At 41.2% G+C, this 25,445-nt stretch carries 18 protein-coding genes; 9 read left to right on the plus strand and 9 right to left on the minus strand.

The annotated features are described in order from the left end of the window. Positions 1-75: 75 nt before the first annotated feature. Entirely contained in the window at positions 76-297 is a 222-nt protein-coding gene (locus tag ACEN82_RS09900) for a PspC domain-containing protein (RefSeq protein ID WP_022830549.1), read from the minus strand. 4 nt (positions 298-301) lie between these two features. Then, entirely contained in the window at positions 302-1,588 is a 1,287-nt protein-coding gene (locus ACEN82_RS09905) for a DUF2851 family protein (RefSeq protein WP_413320814.1), read from the minus strand. Positions 1,589-1,733: 145 nt separating this feature from the next. Between ACEN82_RS09905 and ACEN82_RS09910 the strand changes: the two genes are divergently transcribed. The 3 genes from ACEN82_RS09910 to ACEN82_RS09920 all read left to right on the plus strand — a co-directional run bounded on the left by ACEN82_RS09910 (position 1,734) and on the right by ACEN82_RS09920 (position 6,838). Then, positions 1,734-3,044 (plus strand): MFS transporter, encoded by a 1,311-nt coding sequence (locus tag ACEN82_RS09910; protein WP_413320812.1) that lies wholly within the window; start codon positions 1,734-1,736, stop codon positions 3,042-3,044. 179 nt (positions 3,045-3,223) lie between these two features. After that, on the plus strand, positions 3,224-4,288 hold the full coding sequence (locus tag ACEN82_RS09915; protein ID WP_413320810.1) for a M20 family metallo-hydrolase: 1,065 nt from the start codon (positions 3,224-3,226) through the stop codon (positions 4,286-4,288). Between the two features lie 354 nt (positions 4,289-4,642). Continuing rightward, a complete protein-coding gene (locus tag ACEN82_RS09920; protein WP_413320808.1) occupies positions 4,643-6,838 on the plus strand; it encodes a carbohydrate binding family 9 domain-containing protein in 2,196 nt (731 codons plus the stop codon). 70 nt (positions 6,839-6,908) lie between these two features. Here ACEN82_RS09920 and ACEN82_RS09925 read toward each other — a convergent pair whose 3' ends face one another. Continuing rightward, positions 6,909-8,600, minus strand: a complete 1,692-nt coding sequence (locus tag ACEN82_RS09925) for a sensor histidine kinase (RefSeq protein ID WP_413320806.1) — start codon at positions 8,598-8,600, stop codon at positions 6,909-6,911. A 356-nt stretch (positions 8,601-8,956) separates the two neighbouring features. Here ACEN82_RS09925 and ACEN82_RS09930 point away from each other — a divergent pair, with 356 nt between their 5' ends. Beyond that, the gene (locus tag ACEN82_RS09930) at positions 8,957-10,819 is read left to right on the plus strand and encodes a right-handed parallel beta-helix repeat-containing protein (RefSeq protein WP_413320804.1); all 1,863 of its coding nucleotides are present in this window, start codon (positions 8,957-8,959) and stop codon (positions 10,817-10,819) included. A 254-nt stretch (positions 10,820-11,073) separates the two neighbouring features. Here the strand turns inward: ACEN82_RS09930 and dnaB are convergent, their stop codons facing one another. Continuing rightward, positions 11,074-12,639 (minus strand): replicative DNA helicase, encoded by a 1,566-nt coding sequence (gene dnaB, locus ACEN82_RS09935; RefSeq protein WP_090525995.1) that lies wholly within the window; start codon positions 12,637-12,639, stop codon positions 11,074-11,076. Positions 12,640-12,944: 305 nt separating this feature from the next. Here dnaB and rlmB point away from each other — a divergent pair, with 305 nt between their 5' ends. Then, complete coding sequence (gene rlmB / locus ACEN82_RS09940; protein ID WP_188832342.1) at positions 12,945-13,715, plus strand: 23S rRNA (guanosine(2251)-2'-O)-methyltransferase RlmB; 771 nt, start codon at positions 12,945-12,947, stop codon at positions 13,713-13,715. A 153-nt stretch (positions 13,716-13,868) separates the two neighbouring features. Here rlmB and ACEN82_RS09945 read toward each other — a convergent pair whose 3' ends face one another. Then, positions 13,869-14,954, minus strand: a complete 1,086-nt coding sequence (locus tag ACEN82_RS09945; RefSeq protein ID WP_495644108.1) for a mannose-1-phosphate guanylyltransferase — start codon at positions 14,952-14,954, stop codon at positions 13,869-13,871. A 260-nt stretch (positions 14,955-15,214) separates the two neighbouring features. On the opposite strand from ACEN82_RS09945, the gene recQ reads away from it, so the two are divergent. Next, positions 15,215-17,407, plus strand: a complete 2,193-nt coding sequence (gene recQ, locus ACEN82_RS09950; protein WP_112659158.1) for a DNA helicase RecQ — start codon at positions 15,215-15,217, stop codon at positions 17,405-17,407. 88 nt (positions 17,408-17,495) lie between these two features. Here recQ and ACEN82_RS09955 read toward each other — a convergent pair whose 3' ends face one another. Next, on the minus strand, positions 17,496-19,400 hold the full coding sequence (locus tag ACEN82_RS09955) for an OmpA family protein (protein ID WP_413321951.1): 1,905 nt from the start codon (positions 19,398-19,400) through the stop codon (positions 17,496-17,498). Positions 19,401-19,438: 38 nt separating this feature from the next. After that, positions 19,439-20,062 carry a 7-carboxy-7-deazaguanine synthase QueE gene (locus ACEN82_RS09960; protein WP_090525991.1) on the minus strand — a complete coding sequence of 208 codons (624 nt, stop codon included), beginning with the start codon at positions 20,060-20,062 and terminating at the stop codon, positions 19,439-19,441. A gap of 321 nt (positions 20,063-20,383) precedes the next feature. Here ACEN82_RS09960 and ACEN82_RS09965 point away from each other — a divergent pair, with 321 nt between their 5' ends. The 3 genes from ACEN82_RS09965 (at position 20,384) to ACEN82_RS09975 (ending at position 22,296) form a co-directional block, all read left to right on the plus strand. Next, positions 20,384-21,148 (plus strand): hypothetical protein, encoded by a 765-nt coding sequence (locus ACEN82_RS09965; protein ID WP_090525990.1) that lies wholly within the window; start codon positions 20,384-20,386, stop codon positions 21,146-21,148. Between the two features lie 77 nt (positions 21,149-21,225). Further along, complete coding sequence (locus ACEN82_RS09970) at positions 21,226-21,948, plus strand: hypothetical protein (RefSeq protein ID WP_176627036.1); 723 nt, start codon at positions 21,226-21,228, stop codon at positions 21,946-21,948. 9 nt (positions 21,949-21,957) lie between these two features. Next, a complete protein-coding gene (locus tag ACEN82_RS09975; RefSeq protein WP_413321952.1) occupies positions 21,958-22,296 on the plus strand; it encodes a Rieske (2Fe-2S) protein in 339 nt (112 codons plus the stop codon). Positions 22,297-22,367: 71 nt separating this feature from the next. On the opposite strand, the gene ACEN82_RS09980 is transcribed toward ACEN82_RS09975, so the two are convergent. After that, positions 22,368-23,249: a bifunctional 5,10-methylenetetrahydrofolate dehydrogenase/5,10-methenyltetrahydrofolate cyclohydrolase gene (locus ACEN82_RS09980; protein WP_413321953.1), complete on the minus strand. Its 882-nt coding sequence runs from the start codon at positions 23,247-23,249 to the stop codon at positions 22,368-22,370. 386 nt (positions 23,250-23,635) lie between these two features. Continuing rightward, positions 23,636-25,423 carry a translation elongation factor 4 gene (gene lepA, locus ACEN82_RS09985; protein ID WP_176627767.1) on the minus strand — a complete coding sequence of 596 codons (1,788 nt, stop codon included), beginning with the start codon at positions 25,421-25,423 and terminating at the stop codon, positions 23,636-23,638. Between the last annotated feature and the right edge of the window lie 22 nt (positions 25,424-25,445).

The raw sequence follows: 25,445 nt of genomic DNA on the forward strand, positions 1-25,445 counted from the left end.
GCTTTCACTAATCAAAATCGGTGAAATCTCCCGATAAAAATCAGCGAAATCAACGCAATCAAAAATGATCAGCGGTTAAAGATCAGTAACCCCGGTATGCTTGCGTTTAATAAAGTTGCGGATATCCAACACAATACCTGCAAAAAAATAAAATATAAGCGGGAAGCCTACCGCCAGGAATGAGGAGTAGATAAAGAAAAGCCTGATCTTGGAGATCGAGATATTAAAGCGTTCGCCAAGGTAGGTGCATACACCAAAAGAGTACCGTTCAAAAAAAGTAAGTATCCGCTGTAGCATGGTGTCAGGCCAGTTTTAGTATCTTATTACCAACGCCGCATTGCAGGCATTTCTTATAATTGCAGTAATTATTTTTTAATTCAAGCAATGCCTGTGATTCAAACGCAGTTTCAATTTTCACTCCTAAGTTAACAAAATCAGCGATAATATTGTTTTTTTCGGCCGGTAAATTTTCTAATAATTTAAGACTGCGGCTAATGTAATATTGCTGCTGATGCTGCTTGCCGTAACTAAACAGGAACAAAGCCACTGTATTGAGCAGCAAGATATCAACAGAACCATCGCCTATATTTTTGGATGATGGCTTGGATTGTACATCAAACCGGTAATGGCCCTCCCAGTAATCGTTTACTTTGATCTCTGTAAATAAACTACGCAGTGTTTTCACCTCTTTAATTTCTAATATTTTAGATAACAGGTGGTTTGACTGTACGATAAGTGCCGCAAACTGTGCCAACCTGATGGTTGGAAAGTTTTGAGGCCTTAACCGCATAAACTTCCACAAATGGTTCTCTATTGGTTTTAGGTTGTATTTTTTGCGGAGATATTCGTATTCTTTTTGGAGTTTCAATGGGTATTCATCTTTAAACTCACCTTCCAAAAAGCCGGCTTGTCCAAATATCAAAGCCTCTATCTGCATTGGGTTATTTTTGTTCTTGGCGAGGATAAGCTGAGGCAGCGATTTAGCCATCAGCTCAAACGGTAGGGCGTTTACTTTAAAACCAAAGTTTGCCGCTAAAAACTGGTAAAAAGTTTCTTCCCAATCGCCTTTATTAAGTGCCAGAGCCGCTGCCACATTTGCCGATCGTTTTTCCATCCGCTCAACCAGCACGCGGGTAAGCCAGTTTTGCATGGTGAGGGCATCCACTGTAGCGATGCCGTTTTCGCAGGGTATAAAACTCTGGTTACCGAAAACCAGCTTATGATATTTGTTATAAAGCTCTTCACTAATACGGTTTTGCAGTTCAAGGGTTGGAACTTTGCGCCCGTTTGGTAAAAACAACTGTATATCGTTACGATAAACCACATGTAATATCACATTATCATAAGCGCCATCATTAGTATGGCCATGCTTTTGCCAGTCGGACGCGGAAAGATGCACTTCTACATTACCTGCCCAAACAGTCTCGCCAATACGGATCCTCGCATTATGAAAATCGGGACCTGAATCTGAATTGTGCAGCCCTGCCGAAAAGATTTCCAGTTTCTCACCATCTACAGTTTGAAGGTTTTCGCGCTCAAAAAGCCTGAATTTCCAGATGTAATGCAAAAAATCTTCGGTGAAAAGCATGGTTGTGGTTTGGGGGAATGGTTGAGCGTATTAGATTAGGTTGGATAAGTTTTTATTAAAGCAAATATGCCGGTTATTATATTGGTATTGCGCCTCTATTTTAAAATTCCTAATATTACGGAAACCAACAATATCTGCCAAACCTATGAATGAAATAAAATCACCAATACCCCAAACCACGGGCGGACGCATCAAGTCCATCATAGGCGGATCGCTGGGAAATTTGGTTGAATGGTATGACTGGTATGCTTACACTGCCTTTTCCCTTTATTTTTCAGATGCTTTTTTTCCTTCAGACAACCAAACCGTACAGCTTTTAAACACAGCAGGTATTTTTGCCATCGGCTTTTTAATGCGCCCTATAGGCGGTTGGGTAATGGGGACCTTTGCGGATAAACGCGGCCGTAAAACAGCGCTTACATTTTCGGTACTGCTCATGAGCGTTGGTTCATTGATTATTGCTATAACACCTGGCTACAAAACCATCGGTGTTGCTGCGCCTATACTGCTGGTGTTGGCCCGCATTATCCAGGGCCTGAGTGTAGGAGGGGAGTATGGAACCAGCGCCACTTACCTGAGTGAAATGGCTACAAAAAAGCACCGTGGTTTTTACTCAAGCTTTCAATATGTAACGCTCATTATGGGGCAATTACTGGCATTGGGTGTTTTGGTTTTGCTGCAAAGAGCGTTTTTATCTGAAAAACAATTGCATGACTGGGGTTGGCGCATTCCGTTTGGAATCGGGGCAATACTGGCTGTCACCACTATGTATTTAAGGCGAAGCTTACAGGAATCGGCATCGTTTGATAAAGAAAGTAAAAAAGCCGATAGTCTGAATGGCACGATAGAAGCTTTAACACAACATCCCAAAGCTGTTTTTACGGTAATAGGATTAACCATTGGCGGTACGCTGGCGTTTTACACCTTTACTACTTATATGCAAAAGTTTTTGGTTAATACATCCGGCTTTAGTAAGAGTGCCGCTACGCTCATCTCAACCTTAACATTAGCTGTATTTATGGTGATACAACCTTTATTTGGCTTACTGTCGGATAAAGTTGGCCGGAAACCATTATTAATTGGTTTTGGCATATTGGGTACGCTTTGTACAATTCCTATCATGACATTGTTAAGCCATACTAAAGATGTATGGGTTGCATTCGCGCTGATCCTTTGCGCGCTGGTCATTGTAAGCGGCTATACATCGATCAATGCTGTTGTTAAGGCCGAACTTTTTCCGGCCAATGTGCGCGCCCTGGGCGTAGGTTTCCCTTATGCAATAGCCGTATCCCTGTTTGGCGGCACTGCCGAATATATTGCCCTGTGGTTCAAAAATGAACATCATGCGCAATGGTTTTATTGGTATGTAACTGTTTGTATCGTGCTATCATTGGTTTTATATATCACCATGAATGATACCCGCAAACACTCAAAAATGGAAGATGAGCAGATTTGAATCAGAATTTCAGAATTAATTGAATGGGTGCGTTAATTAATTGTTATTTAATAGTTAAATATAGATCAATGAGGTTAATATTTCTGATGTCAATTCTGCGAATTCTTGAATTCTGAAAATTCTGATCAATAAAAAGTATTAATTTTGCCCGTTCATCACAAGGGATAACCCTTAAATTTATGACTGACACAAGCAATTTATTTCAACTGGCGGTAACATTACTGCAACAACTAATATCCATCCCGTCGTTTAGTAAAGAAGAAGACCGCACTGCCGATCTGATCAACGAATTTCTGCAGTCGCATGGGGTAACCACTCATCGTAAGCTCAACAATATCTGGGCCTGGAATAAATATTTCGACCCGGCTAAAGAAACTATCCTCCTTAACTCACATCATGATACCGTAAAGCCCAATTCGGGCTATACACGCGATCCTTACGATGCCAAAATTGAAGATGGTAAATTATATGGCCTTGGTAGTAATGATGCCGGGGGCTGCCTGGTTTCACTTATAGCGGTATTTCTTTATTTTCATGATAAGGAAAACCTGAAATATAATTTCTGCCTGGCGACTACCGCTGAGGAAGAAATTTCAGGCGTAAACGGTCTGGAACTGATCATTCCCGATTTAGGGCAACTATCTTTTGGCATAGTAGGTGAGCCAACCCTGATGCAGTTGGCAATTGCCGAACGGGGTTTAATGGTGTTAGATTGTACTGCTCATGGCCGTGCCGGACATGCCGCCCGCGAAGAAGGAGAGAACGCTATCTACAAAGCATTAACAGATATTGAATGGTTCCGTACTTTTAAGTTTCCGAAAGAATCAGAAGTTTTTGGGCCGATAAAAATGTCGGTGACTATTATTAATGCTGGCTCACAACACAACGTTGTGCCTGCCAGCTGCGTGTATACCGTTGATGTGCGTGTAACTGATGCTTACCGTAATGAGGAAGTGCTGGAGATTATCCGTGAGCATGTTGCCAGCGATGTAAAACCGCGTTCTATCAGGTTAAAACCATCATCTATCCCTAAAGAACATCCCATAGTTCAGGCTGGCATAGCGCTTGGCCGTACCACCTATGGCTCACCAACAACATCCGATCAATCATTGCTGGATATCCCTTCCATAAAAGTTGGCCCCGGCGATTCCGCACGTTCACATACTGCCGATGAGTTTGTTTATGTAGATGAGATCAGGGAAGGCATTGAGTTGTATATTAAGATGCTGGAGAGTATTAATTAACATTTTAAAAATAAAAAGTTACTCATGACATGTTGTAGAATCCAGACTTGAGAACTTTTCAAACTTCGTAAGTCTGGATTCTCCGGATTTGTTATTGCCTTTCAAAGCCCACAGGATTTCAAACATATGATAACGGGTAACCAACAGCCCGCTTAACCGATTGGTTAAGCGGGCTGTTTGGTTATAAGATTAAACCTGCTTTACAGGGGGTTATATGTAATGCGCTGATTGTTAGATATAGAATTGTTTGTTTAGAGCCCGGGCCGTAAATTATATGATACAAGGCGTTGATTTTTACTAAAAAAATGTAGTTTTAAAATTCGTGAACCAATAAGTTTATATACCCTTGTCTTAATGCCCTTAAAACGCTATTGCTGGCTTTCGGCAAAAACATTTTTGCTCATCATCTTATGCTGTATAACCTCCTTTTATGCATCGGCTCAAAAAAAGAATGCGGGGTATAAGTACCATATCCGCAGGGCTGCTTCGGCTATTAATATAGACGGAGTGATGAATGAGCAAGCCTGGATGCAGGCTGATTCGGCGGGAGATTTTTTCATGGTGCTGCCGATGGATACCAGCAAGGCCACTGTTAAAACCGAGGTGCGGATGACCTACGATGATAAAAACCTGTACATCATAGCTATCAATTATAATTCGGTCCCGGGGCCTTACATGGTTGAATCGTTAAAACGTGATTTCAGTTTTGTAAAAAATGATAACTTCCTGATTTTCATGGATCCATTTGATGCCCGCACCGATGGCTTTAGTTTTGGTGCCAACGCGGCGGGAGGGCAGTGGGACGGCAGCATGTATGAAGGCGGCAAGGTTGACCTGAGCTGGGATAACCGCTGGTATTCGGCAGTAAAAAATTATCCTGATAAATGGGTTTGGGAAGCATCTATCCCATTTAAAAGTATCCGTTATAAAAAAGGTATAAAGGAATGGGGGATCAACTTTAGCCGTAACGATCTAAAGACTGCCGAAAAATCAAGCTGGACACCCATCCCACGGCAATTCCCTACAGCTTCATTGGCTTATACCGGCACACTTGTTTGGGACGAAGCGCCCCCAACAGCCAGCAGCAACGTATCTATAATCCCGTACGCGCTTACGGGTTTATCTAAAGATTATCAGCATAATACCAAAACCGAATATAAACATGAAATAGGAGGGGACGCCAAGATCTCCGTTACACCAGCCCTTAACCTGGATTTAACAGTCAATCCCGATTTTTCGCAGGTTGATGTTGATCAACAGGTCATCAACCTCAACAGATACGAACTTTTCTTCCCTGAAAAACGACAGTTTTTTTTAGAAAATGGTGACCTGTTTGCCAACTTTGGTTATTCTGATATTCGCCCTTTTTTTTCAAGGCGGATAGGCCTCAACGTACCGATTGATTTTGGAGCAAGATTGACCGGTAAATTAGATAAGGACTGGCGTATTGGCGCTATGGATATTCAAACAGGCGGCTCGGGCAGCGCCCAGCAGGCTCCTGAAAACTATGGCATCATTACCCTGCAAAGACGGATCCTTGATCGCTCAAATATCGCTTTCCTATTTGTAAATAAGGACGCTACTGCCAATATTCCCGGCACCAATGCCGGATCAACTGCTTATAACCGCAATATAGGTGCCGAGTTTAATCTTGCCTCGCGCAGCAATATCTGGACAGGCAAAGTACTCGCCCTTAAATCATTTACACCAGGTGTAAGCGGGCATGATTACGTGTTATCCGATCATTTCCAATACCTGAGCAAATACTGGACGCTTTATATGCAGGAGGAGTACGTAGGTAAAAATTACAATGCCGAAGTGGGTTATGTTCCCCGTGTTGGTTATGTGAAGTTAAGCCCGCTGTTACTCCGTAATTTTTTTCCTAAGCAGGGTAATATTCTAAGCCATGGCATCCAGCTTACCTCTAATTATTTCTTCGATGAGTCGTTTCACCGTACTGATAATGAAAGTATCCTGTCATATTTGATCACATTCCGTAACCGGGCAACACTGTCGGTGTCCGGTATAAATGATTATGTGCGCCTTCTGAGGCCTTATGATCCAACTAATATCGGTAAAGGTTTATTACCTACCGGCTCTGAGCATAACTGGAACACTATTGATGTGCAGTTTGTATCGAAGCCGCAAAATGTGTTTACCTATTTGCTGGAAGCATCGCACGGTGGGTATTATGATAAGGGCGTACGCAATAGCGTTACAAGTTTAATAGGCTATCGTTTTCAACCTTATGTAAATATTGCTATCAATACCTCCTTCAATGATTTAAGGTTGCCGCAGCCATTTGGCCATAATACGTTCTGGCTGGTAGGGCCAAAAATTGATGTTACCTTCACCAATAGCTTGTATTTTACCACCTATATACAATATAATGAGCAGGTGGATAATATCAACATTAATACCCGCCTGCAATGGCGCTATAAGCCTGCGTCCGACCTGTTTATTGTTTACGGCGATAATACCACGCCATCACCGTATACAGTAAAAAACAGACAGTTAACGTTAAAATGGACGTACTGGTGTAACTTATAATTAGCTGGAGAATAAAGAGTTTTTTAAGATTCTGGGTATATACATCAAATTTTAAATAAAACGCCGGCAATTAATCTATTTTATACTTTTCGTAAGGGATTTCAAAACTAAAAGTACTTCCTTTGCCCGCATCGCTTTTTACGGTGATATTACCTTTTTGCAATTCAATCAATTGTTTGCAAATGTATAAACCAAGACCTGTACCGGTATTTCCTTTTGCCGAATTGGTTTGGTAATATTTTGAAAACAGGTTAATCTGTTGTTCCTGGCTTATACCGGCTCCTGTATCGCTAATATCAACTGTTAGTCCGCCTTTGCTGTCGGATAATTTTAGCGCTGCTTTGATCTTTACATTTCCTGTATCGGTATATTTGATAGCATTGCTAACAAGGTTTACGATAATCTGCTTTAACCTGAAACTATCACCCAAAACTTCAGCTTCCGGATCGCCTTCAAAATGATAATTTAATTCCAATTGTTTTTTATCAGCACTAAATGCCATGCTTTCAATTACTTCTTTTAACGTTTTATCCGGGCAAAAAGGATCATGATGGATCTTGAGTTCGCTGCTTTCCATTTTTGCGGCATCAAGGGTATCGTTGAGCGTTTGCAGTAGCAAATCGGATGATGCCCGCACTGTTCCCAACATTTCTGATTGTTTTGGAGTGAGCGCCGTTCTGCTGAAAATGTATAAAAAACCATTTATAGATGTGAGCGGATTACGGATTTCATGGCTCATGTGCAGCAGCAGGTCCATTTTTTGACGCGCTATCATTACGGCTCGTTCGTTCTCTTTCAGCAAAAGCTCTTCAGATCGCCCCAGCTTAATAACAAACACAATCAACAACACTGCAAAAGCCAGAAGCAACAAAAGTGCAACAAGGTAAAGCCTGTTTAGCAAACGTGTTGTTTCCAGGTAACTGTTAAAGGCTAAACCCTTAAAGGCATCGGTCATGCTGTAATTTATATCCTTAATGGTACTAATTAACTGCTCCATTTTATGGGTAATGCGCATATTAAGGGCGATGAGCTGTCTTTGCGCTTCCTGTAATTTGTGGTTGCTTTGTTGTAATTGCCTGATTTTATTGAGATAGTTGGATTGATCTTTATCGCGGAGTTTTTGCGTAACCGAGTCGACATAAATTCGGGTCCGGTGGTTGATAACAACACCTCCCGAATTGGTTGCATAGGCGTTTTTGTTCTTTATGGCTTCTTTAATTCTTGCAAAAAAACCTTTTCGTTTTACCTGGCCGGGTTGGGTTAAGGTGTCGCTGCTGTTTTGTACCGTACGGCTACTTTTAACGGCAAGTTTATTTTGAACGGTCGCCGTGCTGTAATCTGAATAGGTTGTGAGCAGGGAATCAAAGTCGTGCCGGGCAGAAAGAAGATCGGCAGATAGTTTTACCTTTTGGTTGTGCCATGTATGAAGTTGAGAACGCTGTTCTGCATTTAGTTTGGTAGTGTCATGCTGCATGTTTAACAGGGTATCAATTTCAGCAAAAGCTAGTGAAAGTTTGGCCTGATAAGCTTGAGCCTTAGCAGCGTCGGCATCTACGAGTGAGGATTGAAATAAATCCTCGGCCTGGTGAAGTAAAAGCAGCGCCTGCTGGGGCCTGGAATTATTAAGATCCATAAGGTGCGAGATCTGTGCCGTATGGGCTAATCTTTCTGTGATCTTGTCTCTTACAAAAAGGGCAGCGATAACTAAAATTATGGTAAAGGCTAAAAAAGCAAGCAGTATCTTTCTTGATAAAACGTTCATATAGTTATTTTCATCAGTGTTCCGGCTGGTGTCAATCTGAAATTGATACCGTCGTTGCTAATGGTTTTGAAGAACAATGATAATGATAAAAATAATATAATCACCGATGGACATCACGTTTGACTGTCAGTGCCTTTTGGTGCAGGGGTAAATATTTAACCTATATTTTAATGAATGATTTTCGCTTATGTTAAATGTATAGGATATTATATAAAAGGGGGACCGCTGTTTTAACCATAAGTTATGAAGTAAAGACAAGGTAATTTTTAAATGCTGGTTGTGGATAGCCAAAATTATAGATGTTAAGCGTAAATGTTATACCATATACGCCATATATTAGTAACCTGATATTTACCATGAGATATTTTACAATAAAATGCCTGTTACTTTTAAGTTTGTTTCTGATATGCAACGTATTAAAAGCTCAAAATAAACTTGTTGAATATTTAGCTCCATCCGGAAGGAGTGTTTCTCCGGGCAATCGAACCTATTATATCGATCCTGTTAAGGGCAATGATGGCAACACCGGGTTAACCAGTTTAAAGCCATGGAAAACATTTAAAGGTATCAACCGGCTTATTTTATCGCCGGGTGATGTTGTGGAAATACTATCGCCGGGAGGGTTTTCCGAAACGTTGTCAATTATGGCCCACGGAACGAAAGACAGGCCGGTAAAGATCTGGTTTGCCCCCGGGTGGTATGACTTTTTTCCGGATGGCGCTTACAAAGCCCAATTGCAGATTTCCAATACCAACGATGTTCCTTACGGATTAAAAGCAATTGCATTAATGCTTGATAGTAGCAGGTTTGTGGATATTGACGGTGCCGGCGCAACAGTAAGCCTTCGCGGAAAAATGATCGAAACGTATATCAATAACAGTCATCATATTAAATTGAACGATTTGAGTTTTGATTACCAGCGTCCAACTGTTTCCGAGTTCAGCGTGGTAACAACGACATCAAAATATGCCGATGCTGCGGTTAATACCGAATACAAATTCAGTATTAAAGACAGTACATTAACATGGCTTGGAGAAGGCTGGAGTTATCAGCCCGGGTCATACTGGCAGGTGTATGACCATGCCACCAATGAATTATCGAGAATGGAAATCCCTCAGGAGAGGCTCCGCTATGAAGCCACAGGAGAGCATAGCCTGAGAATATTTTTCAAGAACAATCCGGGCTTTAAAAAAGGCTTAACCTATCAAAATCGTGATGTCACCCGTGATTGTGCCGGTTTTTTCATACAAAAAAGCAGCAATATCAATTTAAACAACATCCGTATTTACTTTATGCATGGCATGGGAATAGTAAGCCAGTTTAGCAAGAATCTAAGTTTCAATCATGTTGTAGTAAAGGCTAAAGATGGTCGCACGTGTGCCGCCTGGGCAGATATTCTGCATTTTTCGGGTTGTAGTGGCAAAATTGAAATTGCAGGCTCATACCTGTCGGCAGGAAATGACGATGCAATTAATGTGCATGGCACTTTTCTTAAAATAACAGAAAAACTTTCCTTAACTCAGGTCAAAGTAAGGTTCATGCATGATCAAACTTACGGATTTGATGCTTTTGCTGCTAATGACAGTATTGGTCTTGTTCACCCGGCGACCCTGCTTACTTATCAAAATAATAAGGTATCGAAAGTTGAGAAGCTGAATAACAGGGAATTTTTGCTAAATTTTAGCAACCCGATGCCCGATGATATGCAAACAGGAGATGTGGTGGAGAACATTACCGCCACGCCACGGGTATGGATCCATCACAATACCATTGAAAAGATCCCGACAAGGGGTATCCTGGTTACCACTCCCAGGAAAGTAATAATTGAAAACAATATCATTAACCGGACCCACAATAGCGCAATCATGATCAATGACGATGCGTCAAGCTGGTATGAATCAGGAGCGGTAAAAGATGTTACTATTAAAAACAATACGTTTTATAAATGTGGAGGGCCGGTTATAGCCCTGTCACCGGAAAACAGGGTGAAATCAACAGCTCGGGTTCACTCCGGAATCCAGGTAATCTGTAATAAAATAACTTTAAAGGACGCTCAGTTTTTTGAGGCTTCAAGTACATCCGGAATTAAAGTTACAGGGAATAAAATAACCACAACTGGCAGTATTAAAAATATTGATCAGTTGATAAGTTTGATAAGTTTAAAAGACTGTCAGGACACCAGGGTTTATAACAATCAGCTAACAACGCAAAAAGAGTAATTGAAAGATGAACAGGTGCCAACAGAATGGTAGTTACTTGACAGCGAATACCGGGTAGATTACTCCTCCAAACTTTGATGGAGCTTGTGCCAGTTTTGTGACTTTATAACCTAAGTGGATAAACTCGACCTCTAACTTTTGAAATGATATATATGCGGGTTTGTTTTCACTATTACAAACAAGAAAGCTTTGCAATTGCAAAGCTTTTTTTGTTTGTATATCTTTTGACACTCCCCTTTTAGGGGAGCCAGGGGCTAAAACGGAGGCTCATCATCTATGTCGTCCATTCTTGAAGGACGTATAATGAAGTTACTCTGCTTTTCAAAATCCTGTGAAGGGGCAAGGCCTGCGAAAGCGTTACCTGCCGGAGGAGGGAAGCCATCCATACCTTCTTCAAGATTTGCGAACTTAACATATTTGCCCACAAATTTAAGTCGAACAGTACCTGTTTCACCATTACGGTGCTTGGCTATGATTACCTCGCCTACGCCCTGGGTAGGGTTACCGTCCTCATCTTCGGTCAGGCCGTAATATTCGGGACGATAAAGGAACAATACCATGTCGGCGTCCTGCTCAATAGCGCCCGATTCACGTAAGTCTGAAAGCATTGGCCTTTTTGAGTTGCCCGGCCGGCTTTCAACCGCACGGCTTAACTGCGAAAGTGCGATAACCGGTACGTTGAGCTCCTTGGCAACCGACTTTAAAGCACGTGAAATACTGCTGATCTCTTGCTCACGGTTACCCCCGCCACCTTTGCCTTCAGCTTTGCCATGCATCAGCTGGAGGTAGTCGATAATGATAAGCTGGATATCATATTGCGATTTTAAACGACGACATTTTGCCCTGAACTCAAAGATGTTTAAGGCAGGTGTATCATCAATGATGAACGTTGCTTTTTCAAGCCTGCCAATTTTAGAGTGTACCTGCTGCCATTCCCATTCTTCAAGCGTGCCTTTACGGATTTTTTCCTGCTCAATTTCTGCTTCGCCGGCTATCAAACGGTTAACTAACTGTACAGACGACATCTCCAGCGAAAATACCACAACTGGCTTGTCAAAATCAACGGCTGCATTACGGGCACAGCTTAATACAAAAGCTGTTTTACCCATCGCCGGACGTGCCGCAATGATCACCAGATCTGATTTTTGCCAACCTGACGTCATCCGGTCAAGGTTGGTAAAGCCAGAGGCAACACCTGTTAAGCCATCCTTTTTATCCTTCAGGGCTTCAATATCGCGTAGGGCCTCATGAACAAGATCGTCCATATTACGGGCATCTCGGCGTAAATTGCTCTGAGCTATTTCAAACAGATTTTTTTCGGCCATATCCAGCAGGTCGAATACATCGGCGGTATCCTCATATGCATTGTTGATCACCTCTGTAGAAATGCGGATCAGTTCGCGCTGGATAAATTTTTGAATGATGATGCGCGAATGGAATTCGATATTGGCGGCCGATGCAACGCGGCTTGTAAGTTCAGTGATATAGTAAGCACCGCCAACCATTTCAAGCTCGCCCAGCCTGCGCAATTCGGCAGTCACGGTAAGGATATCTACAGGCTGTGTTTTTTCAAACAAGATTTTTATTGCAGAAAAAATCTTTTGATGATTGGTTTGATAAAAAACTTCGGGTTTTAAAACATCTATAACAGATGAAAGGGCGTCTTTCTCCAGCATAAGGGCACCTAAAACGGCTTCCTCCAAATCAGTAGCCTGCGGCTGCAATTTTCCGCCTGCAATGAATGGCGTAGGATTTGGGATCCGGCTGCGGCGTTCAAAAGTATTCGGCTTGTTATACTGGTTGTTATTCTCAAAACTCATAAGGGTACAAAAATATACAAAAAATGCTTCGACAGGCAAAGGAAACACCTAACATAGTGTATCGGCATTTTAAAATAATCATACACAGGGTGATAATTTTAAGGTTTTTAATAAACACCTCAATGTTGATAACTTTTTAACGAAATTTGGGCTGGTTGATTTTCAGCTAATTGAGCCAATGTTAATAAAGTTTTGAAGTGTTGATAGCATCTGCACTCAAACCTCGGTAAACCCAAAAGGGTTATCAGTTCAATAACGGCTTAATCAATTAATATAGCTACTTTTGCCAAAATTTAAATTATAAAATGGCATTTAATTCAAGGCCTCAACGCGAAAGCAATCAAATGGTTTTTGGTATCAGGGCGGTAGTAGAAGCAATCCGTTCGGGTAAAGAGATTGAGGCGTTATTTATACAGCGAGGCATAAGCGGCGGTCTGATACAGGAGCTTAAAGAACTGATGAACGAATATCAGATAACTGCACAGCAGGTCCCGGTTGAAAAACTAAACCGCATTACCCAGAAAAATCACCAGGGAGTTATAGCTGTGATTTCGCCTATTGTTTATCAAAAGATAGAGAACATCATTCCGGAAATATTTGAGAGGGGGGAAACTCCATTAATTTTAGTTTTAGACAGCATTACTGATGTAAGGAACATGGGTGCCATTGCCCGTACTGCCGAATGTGCCGGTGTGCATGCCATCGTGATCCCAGCCAAAGGCTCGGCGCAGATAAATCCTGATGCCATTAAAACATCGGCCGGCGCATTATACAAAATCCCTGTTTGCCGGCATGATAATTTTATGCAAACTGTACGCTTCCTCCAGGAATCGGGCTTGCAACTGGTTTGTTGCACCGAAAAAACACAGGACAATATTTACACTCCGGATTATACCGTACCTACGGCCATCGTTATGGGATCGGAAGAAGACGGAATCCGTAACGAGATCATCCGGATCTCCGACCACCTGGCCAAGATCCCTATGTTCGGCGAAATTGAATCGTTGAATGTATCGGTATCAACCGGGGTGATTTTGTATGAGGCAGTGAGGCAGAGAACCCCCCCCGCCCCCTAAAGGGGGTGCTTACTTACGGCTGGTTTTTATCTGTCGTATTAAACTTAAAAGTATTTAAACAAGAAAAGCTTTGCCACAGCAAAGCTTTTCTTGTTTAGCATTACAGCTAAAGAGTGATTGTAAGTAGATACCCCCTTTAGGGGGCGGGGGGGGCTAAATATACTTCGCTCCAAATTTACTTTTTACATCAGCCACAACCTGCTTGATGTTTTGTTCCTGGTCGCGGGGGCAAATGAGCAGGGAATTGTTCGATTCTACCACGATATAATCATGCAGCCCCTGCAATATTACCAGTTTTTCGCCCGGCACGTTTACCATGCAGTTTGAAGAGTCATACATGATCACTTTTTCGGCAGGGATAACGGCATTGCCTACATAATCCTTTTCGGCAAGGTCATATATTGATGCCCAGGTACCCAGATCGCTCCACCCAAAATCCGAAGGTAATACATATACATTATCTGCTTTTTCCATAATGCCATAATCTATCGAGATATTAACGCATTGCTGGTAAGCCTTGTGTATATAAGACTTTTCATCGTCTGAGTTATAAACCGGCTTCGCATCAGCAAAGATCTCATGCATTTCGGGCAGATACTGATTAAAGGCCTTAACAATAGTTTTGGCCGACCAAACAAAGATGCCGGCGTTCCATAAAAAGTCGCCGCTTTGAATAAAGGTTTTAGCTATTTCAAGGGTTGGTTTTTCGGTAAAGGTTTTTACTTTATGAAACTCATCATTGATAACGTTATCAGTGTATTGGATATATCCGTAACCGGTATCTGGCCTTGATGGTTTAATGCCCAGGGTTATCAGGTAGTCATTTGAAGCGGAGGTTTGCAATGATTTTTCGATAGCGGCAACAAAAGCATCCTCATCCAGGATCTGTTGATCGGAAGGGGCTACAACAATGGCGGCATCGGGGTTAAGACTTTCAATTTTAAAACAGCCATAGGCAACACAAGGTGCGGTGTTTCGCATTACCGGTTCGGTAAGGATCTGCTGATCCTCCATATCTGGCAATTGTTGTTTTACCAGTTTGGTGTAGTTGTCGTTAGTAACAACGTAAATATTTTCTTTGGGGCAAACTTTCAGGAAACGTTCGTAGGTATTTTGTATTAAGGTTTTACCGGTACCGAGTATATCTATAAACTGTTTGGGGTGCGATGTACGGCTTATCGGCCAAAAGCGGCTTCCAATCCCTCCAGCCATAATTATCGCATAATAGTTTTTATTCATGAGCAAGTAAAGAATTTTAATTTGGTATATCAACCGTAAAAATGTGTAATAATTTGTTAATTATCCATTAAGTGTAGCTAAATAATTTAACGGTGGGCATAACCACAAATTTGTCTGGTTCTTTAAATGAACAAGCAATGAAATTGTTTTTCATCTAATCATCATTTTTGCACAAAATTTAAAAGTAAATCCATCGTTTATTTAGAAAATTTTGTTACTTTAAACTTTTAAATACAATTTAAGAATTTGTTAAAATAATGATAGAAACAAAGAAATCGCTATTTGACAATCTCCAGAATTTTTTCGGGTTTGATAATTTTAAGGGAGAACAGGAAGCGATAATAACCAACATCCTGGCCGGTAATGATACATTCGTTATTATGCCTACCGGTGGCGGCAAATCGATGTGTTATCAGTTACCAGCTTTGATGAGCGATGGCACGGCAATCGTAATTTCACCATTGATAGCCCTGATGAAAAATCAGGTAGATCAGCTCAGGGCGTTTGGAGGATCAGATAGTATAGCCCATTTTTTAAATTCATCACTTACAAAATCAGAGATAGGCAAGGTTAAGGAAGATGTACTTGCGGGGAAAACCAAGTTATTATATGTAGCCCCCGAATCGTTAACCAAGCAGGAAAATATTGATTTCTTACGCCTTAACCACGTTTCATTCGTGGCGGTAGATGAAGCGCATTGCATTTCGGAGTGGGGGCATGATTTCAGGCCCGAATACCGTAAAATACGCCAGGTGATCAGTAACATAGGCGAAAATATCCCCATAATTGCTCTAACAGCTACAGCTACCCCAAAAGTTCAGCAGGATATTCAAAAAAACCTGCAAATGAATAACGCAACCGTATTTAAATCGTCATTTAACCGGGGTAACCTGTTTTATGAAGTTAGGGCCAAGCGTAATGTTATCAAAGAGATTGTAAAATTTGTAAAACAAAATCAGGGCAAATCGGGAATTGTGTATTGCCTTAGCCGCAAAAAGGTTGAGGAAGTAGCCGAGGCGTTGAACCTTAACGGGGTAAGGGCATTGCCCTATCATGCAGGGCTTGATCCTAAAGTGCGTGCAGAAACGCAGGACAAATTCCTGATGGAAGATGTTGATGTTATTGTTGCTACGATTGCATTCGGTATGGGTATTGATAAACCCGATGTTCGCTACGTTATACACCATGATGTGCCTAAAAGTATGGAAGGTTACTACCAGGAAACAGGAAGGGCCGGGCGTGACGGAGGAGAAGGTGTTTGCGTGGCTTTTTATTCGGAGAAGGACATTGATAAACTTCAGAAATTTATGAAAGACAAGCCTGTTTCAGAACGTGAAATAGGTACTCAGATACTTAAGGAAGTTATCGATTATTGCGAGTCGTCGGTTTGTCGCCGTAAACAATTATTGCATTATTTTGGCGAAAACTTTAATGAAGCAGGCTGTAATAACATGTGCGATAATTGCTGTACCCATAAAGAACATTTTGATGGGGAGGAGCACCTGCACAGGGCATTAAGTTTGATTAAGCATATTGGCGAAAAGTTTGACGACCACCATATCCTCAGCATATTAATGGGTGAGGAAAATGCTCAGATCAAAAATTATGAGCATGATCAGCTTGACTATTACGGCTCGGGCAAAGAACAAGGTAAAAATCTTTGGAACTCGCTTTTAAGGCAGGCGTTACTCAACAATTACATTTCAAAAGACATTGATCAATACGGGCTTTTAAGGCTCACCAAAAGTGGCATTGGCTTTATTGAGAATCCGCACAGTATCCGTTTTGTTTTGAATAAGGTAATGGAGGCTGCTGACGATGACAACGATGACGACGGACCAAAACAAAGTGGTGGTGCACTTGATACCCAGTTGCTGCAAATGCTTAAAGAGCTGCGTAAAAAGCTGGCCAAACAAAAAGGATTGCCACCGTTTGTAATATTCCAGGATCCTTCGTTAGAAGAGATGTGCACCCATTATCCGATCAACACCGAAGAGCTTAAACAAATTTCGGGTGTTGGTGCAGGCAAGGCGCTGAAATTTGGTAAACCTTTTACGGATTTGATCCAGAAATATGTAGAGGATAACGATATTGACCGGCCAATTGATATGGTGATCAAGAGTGCTGCCAATAAATCGGCGCTTAAAGTGTTCATTATCCAAAATATCGACAGGCATTTAAACCTTGATGATATTGCTGCTTCAAAAGGTCTTACTTATGAGGAGATCCTGAAAGAAGTTGAAACTATCGTTAATTCAGGAACCAAGCTCAATCTGAATTACTATATTGATGAGGTGATTGACGAAGATAAGCAGGAAGAAGTATTTGATTATTTCCGCACTGCAGAAGCCGACTCCATTGATGAAGCCTTAGCCGAACTGGGCAGTGATGATTACACCCGTGAAGAGGTGCAGTTAATGCGTATCAAATTCATGTCGGAGTTGGGGAATTAGTTGCTGAAAGGTTCTGATAAAGAAAGCCTTTAGATTCAATTCTAAAGGCTTTTTGCTTTTCCCCTGATTACTGCTGTTGGCTTTAATTTTATTTAGTTATGATCATAAATTCCGTACGCCTGTTCTTTGCCCTGTCTTCCTCTGTTGTATTGGATGCTATCGGTTGCGTTTCACCGTATCCTTTGTAAACAAGGCGGGTAGGGGCAATTCCTTTCGACACGAGATATTGATAAACAGACTTTGCCCTGTTTTCAGATAAGGTTTGGTTACCCTGGTGATTACCTGTATTATCTGTATGGCCTGAGATCTCAATACGGGTAGTTGAGTTTACCCCTAAAAATTCAATGAGCTTGGCAAGTTCGGCTTTTGATTCCTTTTCAAGGTCAAACTTATTAGTATCGAAGAAAATATTTTTAAGGATTACCTTATTGCCAATTTCAATGGGTGATAACAGTGCCACAATGTTAAACGGGCTTTTAATCTTATAATTTTTAAGCGAAAAGTTTTCGGAATAAAACAGATATCCGCTTTTTGAAATATTAAGCGCATAGTTTTTGCCCGACGTTAGTGTGGCTAAAAAGTCCCCCTGTTCATCGTCACTGTAATCCTGGTAAACCGGCAAATTACTTTCCAGGTCAATAATCTCAATAGCAGCTTCAAGGGGGGCTTTCGTCTTTACGTCTTTAACAAAACCTTTAACATAAGTTACTAAATGGGGCCGCAACTTTACAGGCAGCTCGAACTTATAAATATCATAACCGCCCAAACCCTTTAAATTATCCGATGAAAAGAAAGCATAATCTCCGGCGGCAGTTAATGATAAGCCGCCCTCATCACCACTGGTATTGATAGGATATCCAAGGTTTTCGGGTTTTTGCCATTTACCGTCTTTATCCATGCGGCTAACAAACAGGTCCTTGCTGCCTAAACCCGGCCAGCCATCGCTGCTAAAATAAAGTGTACTGTCATCAGGGTGAATAAACGGTGATAATTCATTGTAGGGGGTATTAATATTGGGGCCCAGGTTTTCAGGTTCGCCCCAGCCTTTTTCACCCAGCCTACTTTTCCAAATGTCATATCCGCCATAACCGCCTTTACGGTTGCTTACAAAATAAAGCGTGCGGCCATCGGCATTTATCGAGGGTTGAGATTCCCAGCCCGACGTATTTACCGGTGGGTTCAGGTCAACAGGTTTCCCCCAGTCATTTCCCCGTTTTTGAGCGATATAAATATCACAACGGCCCAAACCGTCGGGGCGATTGCATCCCGTGAAAAACAGGTATTTACCATCCTGCGATATGGATTGCGCACCTTCGTTATATTTTTCAGTATTAATTTGGTTGCTTAAATAAGTGGCAGTATTCCACTTGCCATTTATCATTTCGCTTTTATAAAAATCTTCGTTGTTATTGATCTTTCGGGTAAATATCAACGTGCCTTCGTCGGCTGTAGCAACCGGGAGGTACTCGTCATTGGCAGTGTTTATTTCAGGGCCGATATTTATAGGTTTAAATGGCACAGGATGTGTCATCGCCTGGATGCTGAATTTGGCATCGGCAAGCAGTTTTTTTGCGTAGGTATTGTTTTGAGGGCTGATATCAGGGTAAGTAAGGTATTTTTCGAGATGTTGCTGAGCCTGTGCGTAGCTTGCATCGTGGATTTCCATTTCAGCGGCTTTGAGGTACACCCCCCGGTTAAATTCCGGACTAAGTGAAATTACTTTAGCGTATTGCTCAACAGCTGGCTTGTACATGCGCTTCATTCGGTACAGGTCGGCGAGTAATAACCGCGCTTCTATAAACTTTGAATCTTCGCTAATAGCTTTAAGCGAGTTTTGAATCGCCTCATCATAAAGATGTTCATCAAGCTTTTGATAAGCGGTAGCAAAATATTTTACAGCTTCTTTATTGGATGACGAATACCGGGTTTGCTGCTGGGCGCCAAGCAAAGCAGGTAAACACAATGCAAGCACCAATAATACTGCAATTTTCATTTGTAACTTAGGATAATTAATACCGTAAGTTACAAAGATTATGGAATATTCAGATACTTATGTGTTTGTAGTGAAATTTCCCACTGCGGGTTTTCTTTTACATAATCCACAATCAGCGGGGTCATTTCTTTGGATTTTGACCATTCGGGCTGCAGGTAAAGCTTACAGTCGGGCGATACCATTTTGGCGTGATATTCGGCCCATTCAAAATCGGATTTATTGAAAACGATCACTTTTAACTCGTGGGCACATTCGGCCACGTTTGGCGTAGGCGCTTTGAATTTTTTGGGTGAAAGGCAAATCCAGTCCCAATCGCCTGAAAGCGGATACGCACCTGAAGTTTCAATAAATGTTTTTATTCCCTTTTCGTGCAGGTTGTGGGTCAAATAATCAAGGTTGTAAATAAGCGGCTCGCCGCCGGTAACCACAACAGCTTTTGCAGGATGAAGGGCGGCGTTGCTCACAATTGTATCAGCCGCGGTAAGGGGATGCAACTCGGCATCCCAACTTTCTTTAACATCACACCAATGGCAACCTACATCACAGCCGCCAAGGCGAATAAAATATGCGGCTTTGCCCGTATTGTACCCTTCCCCCTGTATCGTATAAAACTCTTCCATTAAAGGAAGCAGCGTGCCGTCGTCTGGTATTTGGTGTGCCATAGTTATTTGAGGGTGCAAAGGTACTGAAATATAGGCGAAAGCTAAAAGGTGAAAGCCAAAAGGTTACACTAATATGGAAGTACCTTAATAAGGCGAAAGGTAAAAGGCCAAAGGTGAAAGGTCTTGGCTTTATCATCAAAGTACATTATAAAAAAAATAAAAGTACACGCTAAAATACCTTTTGCCTTTCACCTTTATCCTTTTGCCTTTTTTTATTTTCATTTATAATTGTTATAATTACTTTAATTTTAAGATAACCAATTAAATCCCTTTTCGTAAAATGCAATAACTGTATCGTTAACGCTTAATTTATATCCGGAGATGAAAAAGCTTTACCTTCCTTTATTTTTAATGGCAGTGCTTTGTTTTAGTTCATGTGTAGATATTGAAGAGCATTACGATTTTAAAAGCGACGGAACCTGTAAAGTTGCCTACGCCTTTGATATGAGTAGGGCAGTATCGGTATTGGTTAATTTGATGTCTGATTCGGTTAAGGAAACGCCTCAATTTAGTTTGGTTAAGGACACTACGCTTAACTTTTATAGTGCTATACCCGACAGTGCGCAGCAGAAACTAAAAACTGAAGAAGTTGAAATGGCCAAAAGCAGTGAGCTAACGGTGAATATGAACCTTAAAAAGAGTGTTATGAAAGTAACACTTAATCATACCGCCAAAAATGCAGCAGACCTGCAATATTATTTGCAAAATGTATCAAAAATTGCACTTAATACCCAGATAAGCGCTATCACCACCACCGATAAAACGAATAAGCCATTCGATGCGCGGCAAATGGTAGGAGGGCAGGACTACTACTCGTATGATATAACTCCTCATAAATTTTACCGCATCATTGATAAAGCTAAGTTTAACGCTTTTTTAAAGAAAACTCAGGCTACTTTTATGATGGCAAAGGCGATGCTGATCGACATGCCCTATAAGGTGATCCTGAGATTTGCTCACCCGGTAAAGAAGATCAATAATTCAAAGGCAATGCTCTCGGCCGACAGGAGGGAAGTTACGCTTGTTACCAGCATGGACGAGGTAATTAAAAATCCAAATGTGATGAATCTGAAAATTGATTTTTAAAATCGGTTGGCTCAATAAGATTCAGAAATGTTAGCGTAATGTTAGATTTTGAAATTTGCAGTGCATAACTTGTACTCATGAAATCTGACCTTGACCAAGTTATCGAATATTTTGAAGGTGAAAAACTTGCTCTTACATCTTCAATAAATAATTATCTTTTAGAAAAAGATTATCTGTATGCTCACTATCAACAGGAGGAGTTGTGGCGAATTGACAGGCAATTATCTCATTTGCATTATTTAAAGGATCCATTATATTTTAAAAAGCAAGAACTTGAAAGATTGAGGGACATGTTTAACAAATTTCCTGAGGATGACCGTGTAAGGTTCAGCTTCGGACGTAGAATAACTGAAAAGGAAGGTGAGATAAAAATAAGTGAGTCGAAAAGGTATTATTTTAATGATACTCAAGTACTTGACGATGCTTTATTTAATTTATACGAAGGGAAGTTTAAGAAATTCAAGCTCTGTCTAAATAAGCCAAGCGATCTATATATGTATTTTGAATTGAGTGCTGGAAACATGCTAAATATTTTCATGAGTTCGCAAGAGATAATGGAAATGTATGGATATGATAAAGAGAATTATGATGACGAAGACAACGAACGGGAGCTTTTTATCTTAAAAAAGATGGGATTTGAAAAAGTGGGCGAGTCAGAGTGGATCGTTTATTTTTTTGATATGAATGATTTTAAGGATGCTACGGCAGTGAAAATATTATTATCGCGTATCGCATATGAGGTTTTTGGTTTATTACAAGGAAGCGAGTATCTCCAAGCTTCGCTCGAATATATTTCATAAGCTGGTCAAATGAAGTGGCATAAAATTGAACTAAGTTCGGATATCAGCAACCCATTTATAAAAAAGGCTAAGGCAGGCAGCAAGAATATTTGCCTCGTAAATTTTGAAAGTAAGCTTTATGCAGTATCGGCTAAATGTCCTCATGCCGGAGCTGATTTAAGCGAAGGCCTGTGCGTGAGGAAGCTGATAGTTTGTCCATATCATCGCCATACTTATAATCTTGAAACAGGAAAAGGTGGCGAAGGGCAAAATGATTTTATTGAAACTTATCCTGTGGAAGTAAGGGACGATGGTGTGTACGTAGGTATAAACACGCTTTGGGACAAGCTGAAGTCTGGGTTTAAGTAAATGGTTGATTAAGTGAATAATTAATTCTATAAACTAAAACTATTCACCTAATCAACCCAATAAACTACTTACTATTTATAAACCTCTTTATTAGCCGAAGCTAATGTGTTTTTAAGCAAACCGACGATGGTCATCAAGCCTACGCCGCCCGGTACAGGGGTAATCCATGATGATTTTGGTGCTACGTTTTCAAAATCAACATCGCCGTAAAGTTTAAAGCCCGATTTTGTTGTGGTTGAAGTTTCGCGGTTCATGCCCACATCAACAACTACTACACCATCTTTAACCATATCGGCCGTAATGAAATTCTTTTTACCGATAGCTACGATCAATATATCTGCATCAAGGGTGAATTTTTTGATATCGGGTGTGCGACTGTGGCAAATAGTAACTGTGCAGTTACCCGGCGTGGTGTTACGTGCCATCAGGATGCTCATTGGCGAACCCACGATATTACTGCGGCCAACAACCACGCAATGTTTACCGGCAGTTTCAATGCCGTATTCTTTAAGCATTAAGGTAATGCCATAAGGAGTTGCCGGTATAAACGATGATAAATTACGCTGCATACGGCCCAGATTAACCGGGTGAAAGCCATCAACATCTTTACGATGATCTATACGCTCGGTTACTTTTTCAGGATCGATATGTTTTGGTAGCGGAAGTTGTACGATAATGCCGTCGATATCAGAATCAGCATTAAGCTCTTCAACTTTTTTTAGCAACTCTTCTTCAGTAACATTGTCTTCATAACGCACCAGCGATGATTTGAAGCCAACTTTTTCGCAGTTCTTCATTTTGCTGGCTACATAAGTTTCACTGCCACCATCGTGACCAACCAATACTGCCACCAGGTGAGGCTTCCTGCCGGTTTTTGCTAATATTTTAGCTGCTTCTTCAGCTATTTCAACCTTAAGTTTTTCTGAAACGTATTTTCCGTCTAAAAGCTGCATTATTAAATGTGTTTAACCAAGTGATCAGGCAACGGAGACAAACTTAAATTTACCGGCTCTGATTTTACTCGTACTTTTATAAAAGGCCTGTTATCCAGGGATAGTTTTAATGTGTGATTTTGATTTATCTTGTTAATGATACTTTCAATAGTTTCTGTTTTATTGTTCAGGAGCATTTCAAATATAATTTTATTTGAATCTGCGTCTTTATTGAAAGCATCAATGTAATATTTCGGTACGCCGGCATCGTACACAATCCATTTGCCATAAACAAAGTCTCCTAAATGAATATGTTTAACAAATCCGGTTGCTGTAAGATATGTAACTAACCTGTACAGAATATATTAATTTATTCACTCTCGCTCCCCTTCAAAGGAATTAAGAGATTAATCCAACTTCAAAACTGCCATGAACGCCGACTGCGGTATCTCTACGTTACCAACCTGGCGCATGCGTTTTTTACCTTGCTTCTGTTTCTCCAACAGTTTACGTTTACGAGAGATATCACCACCATAACATTTGGCGGTTACGTCTTTACGTAAGGCTTTCACCGTTTCGCGGGCAATGATCTTGGCGCCGATAGACGCCTGGATAATGATCTCGAACTGTTGACGTGGTAAAAGCTCTTTTAATTTCTCGCAGATCTTTTTGCCGAAGTCGTATGAGTTGCCACGGAAAATCAACGATGAAAGGGCGTCAACCGGCTCGCTGTTTAGGCGAATGTCGAGTTTAACTAAATCTGACTGGCGATAACCTATCTGGTGATAATCAAATGAAGCATATCCTTTTGAAATGGTTTTTAACTTGTCGTAAAAGTCAAATACAATTTCGCCCATTGGCATCTCGAAGATCAGCTCAACACGCTCCGATGTAAGATATGATTGATTAGTGATGGTGCCGCGTTTCTGAATACAAAGCGACATTACCGGGCCAACAAATTCCGATTTGGTGATGATAGTAGCCTTGATGTAAGGCTCTTCCACAAAATCAATTTTTGATGGATCCGGCAGATCTGAAGGGTTATTTACAGTGAACGAGTCGCCTTTTGTAGTATGGGCCAGGTATGACACGTTGGGCACGGTAGTGATCACTGTCATGTTAAACTCACGCTCCAAGCGCTCCTGGATGATTTCCATATGCAGCATGCCTAGGAAACCGCAACGGAAACCAAAGCCTAAAGCCGCTGATGATTCCGGTTCAAAAACCAACGATGCATCATTGAGCTGTAATTTAGCCATTGACTCACGAAGTTCTTCATAATCTTCGGTATCAACAGGATAAATACCTGCGAATACCATTGGTTTTACCTCTTCAAAACCTTGTATACCTTCTTCGCAAGGGCGGTCAACATGGGTAATGGTGTCACCAACCTTAACCTCTTTTGCTTCTTTTATACCAGAAATGATATAACCTACGTCGCCGGTTTTGATTACGTCTTTAGCTAACGGGCGTAATTTAAGTGTACCAACCTCATCGGCAAGATATTGCTTCTCGGTAGCTACGAATTTTACTTTATCGCCTTTGCGGATCTCGCCGTTTACAACTTTAAAATAAGCTATAATACCGCGGAACGAGTTAAAAACCGAATCAAAGATCAGGGCTTGCAGCGGAGCTTTAGGATCACCTACCGGGGCAGGCACACGTTCAACAATAGCGCGAAGAATATCATGTACGCCCATACCTGTTTTGCCCGATGCGGCGAGAATCTCCTCACGTTTGCAACCAATCAGGTCAACTATCTGGTCTTTTACCTCCTCGGGCATAGCGCCGGGAAGGTCCATTTTATTCAAGATGGGGATAATTTCCAGGTCGTTCTCTAAAGCGAGGTACAGGTTTGAAATGGTTTGCGCCTGGATACCCTGTGCAGCGTCAACTATTAATAAAGCGCCTTCACACGCTGCTATGGAACGGGATACTTCATAAGAAAAATCCACGTGTCCGGGTGTGTCAATCAGGTTGAGCACGTATTTTTGTCCGTCAAGCACATAATCCATTTGTATGGCATGGCTTTTTATGGTGATGCCGCGCTCGCGTTCCAGATCCATATCGTCAAGCAATTGTGCCTGGGATTCGCGCTGCGTTATGGTGTTAGTATACTCTAATAACCTATCAGCAAGTGTGCTTTTGCCGTGGTCGATGTGTGCTATGATACAAAAATTACGAATGTGCTCCATTGAACCGCAAAAATAGCTTTTT

The organism is Mucilaginibacter sp. Mucisp73 (assembly GCF_059491465.1).

What these genes read in the sequence shown, in the direction of transcription:
- ACEN82_RS09900 (WP_022830549.1), bottom strand. Translation starts at nt 297, where the DNA reads ATGCTACAGCGGATACTTACTTTTTTTGAACGGTACTCTTTTGGTGTA.
- ACEN82_RS09905 (WP_413320814.1), bottom strand. Translation starts at nt 1,588, where the DNA reads ATGCTTTTCACCGAAGATTTTTTGCATTACATCTGGAAATTCAGGCTT.
- ACEN82_RS09910 (WP_413320812.1), top strand. Translation starts at nt 1,734, where the DNA reads ATGAATGAAATAAAATCACCAATACCCCAAACCACGGGCGGACGCATC.
- ACEN82_RS09915 (WP_413320810.1), top strand. Translation starts at nt 3,224, where the DNA reads ATGACTGACACAAGCAATTTATTTCAACTGGCGGTAACATTACTGCAA.
- ACEN82_RS09920 (WP_413320808.1), top strand. Translation starts at nt 4,643, where the DNA reads ATGCCCTTAAAACGCTATTGCTGGCTTTCGGCAAAAACATTTTTGCTC.
- ACEN82_RS09925 (WP_413320806.1), bottom strand. Translation starts at nt 8,600, where the DNA reads ATGAACGTTTTATCAAGAAAGATACTGCTTGCTTTTTTAGCCTTTACC.
- ACEN82_RS09930 (WP_413320804.1), top strand. Translation starts at nt 8,957, where the DNA reads ATGAGATATTTTACAATAAAATGCCTGTTACTTTTAAGTTTGTTTCTG.
- dnaB (WP_090525995.1), bottom strand. Translation starts at nt 12,639, where the DNA reads ATGAGTTTTGAGAATAACAACCAGTATAACAAGCCGAATACTTTTGAA.
- rlmB (WP_188832342.1), top strand. Translation starts at nt 12,945, where the DNA reads ATGGCATTTAATTCAAGGCCTCAACGCGAAAGCAATCAAATGGTTTTT.
- ACEN82_RS09945 (WP_495644108.1), bottom strand. Translation starts at nt 14,954, where the DNA reads ATGAATAAAAACTATTATGCGATAATTATGGCTGGAGGGATTGGAAGC.
- ACEN82_RS09955 (WP_413321951.1), bottom strand. Translation starts at nt 19,400, where the DNA reads ATGAAAATTGCAGTATTATTGGTGCTTGCATTGTGTTTACCTGCTTTG.
- ACEN82_RS09960 (WP_090525991.1), bottom strand. Translation starts at nt 20,062, where the DNA reads ATGGCACACCAAATACCAGACGACGGCACGCTGCTTCCTTTAATGGAA.
- ACEN82_RS09965 (WP_090525990.1), top strand. Translation starts at nt 20,384, where the DNA reads ATGAAAAAGCTTTACCTTCCTTTATTTTTAATGGCAGTGCTTTGTTTT.
- ACEN82_RS09970 (WP_176627036.1), top strand. Translation starts at nt 21,226, where the DNA reads ATGAAATCTGACCTTGACCAAGTTATCGAATATTTTGAAGGTGAAAAA.
- ACEN82_RS09975 (WP_413321952.1), top strand. Translation starts at nt 21,958, where the DNA reads ATGAAGTGGCATAAAATTGAACTAAGTTCGGATATCAGCAACCCATTT.
- ACEN82_RS09980 (WP_413321953.1), bottom strand. Translation starts at nt 23,249, where the DNA reads ATGCAGCTTTTAGACGGAAAATACGTTTCAGAAAAACTTAAGGTTGAA.
- lepA (WP_176627767.1), bottom strand. Translation starts at nt 25,423, where the DNA reads ATGGAGCACATTCGTAATTTTTGTATCATAGCACACATCGACCACGGC.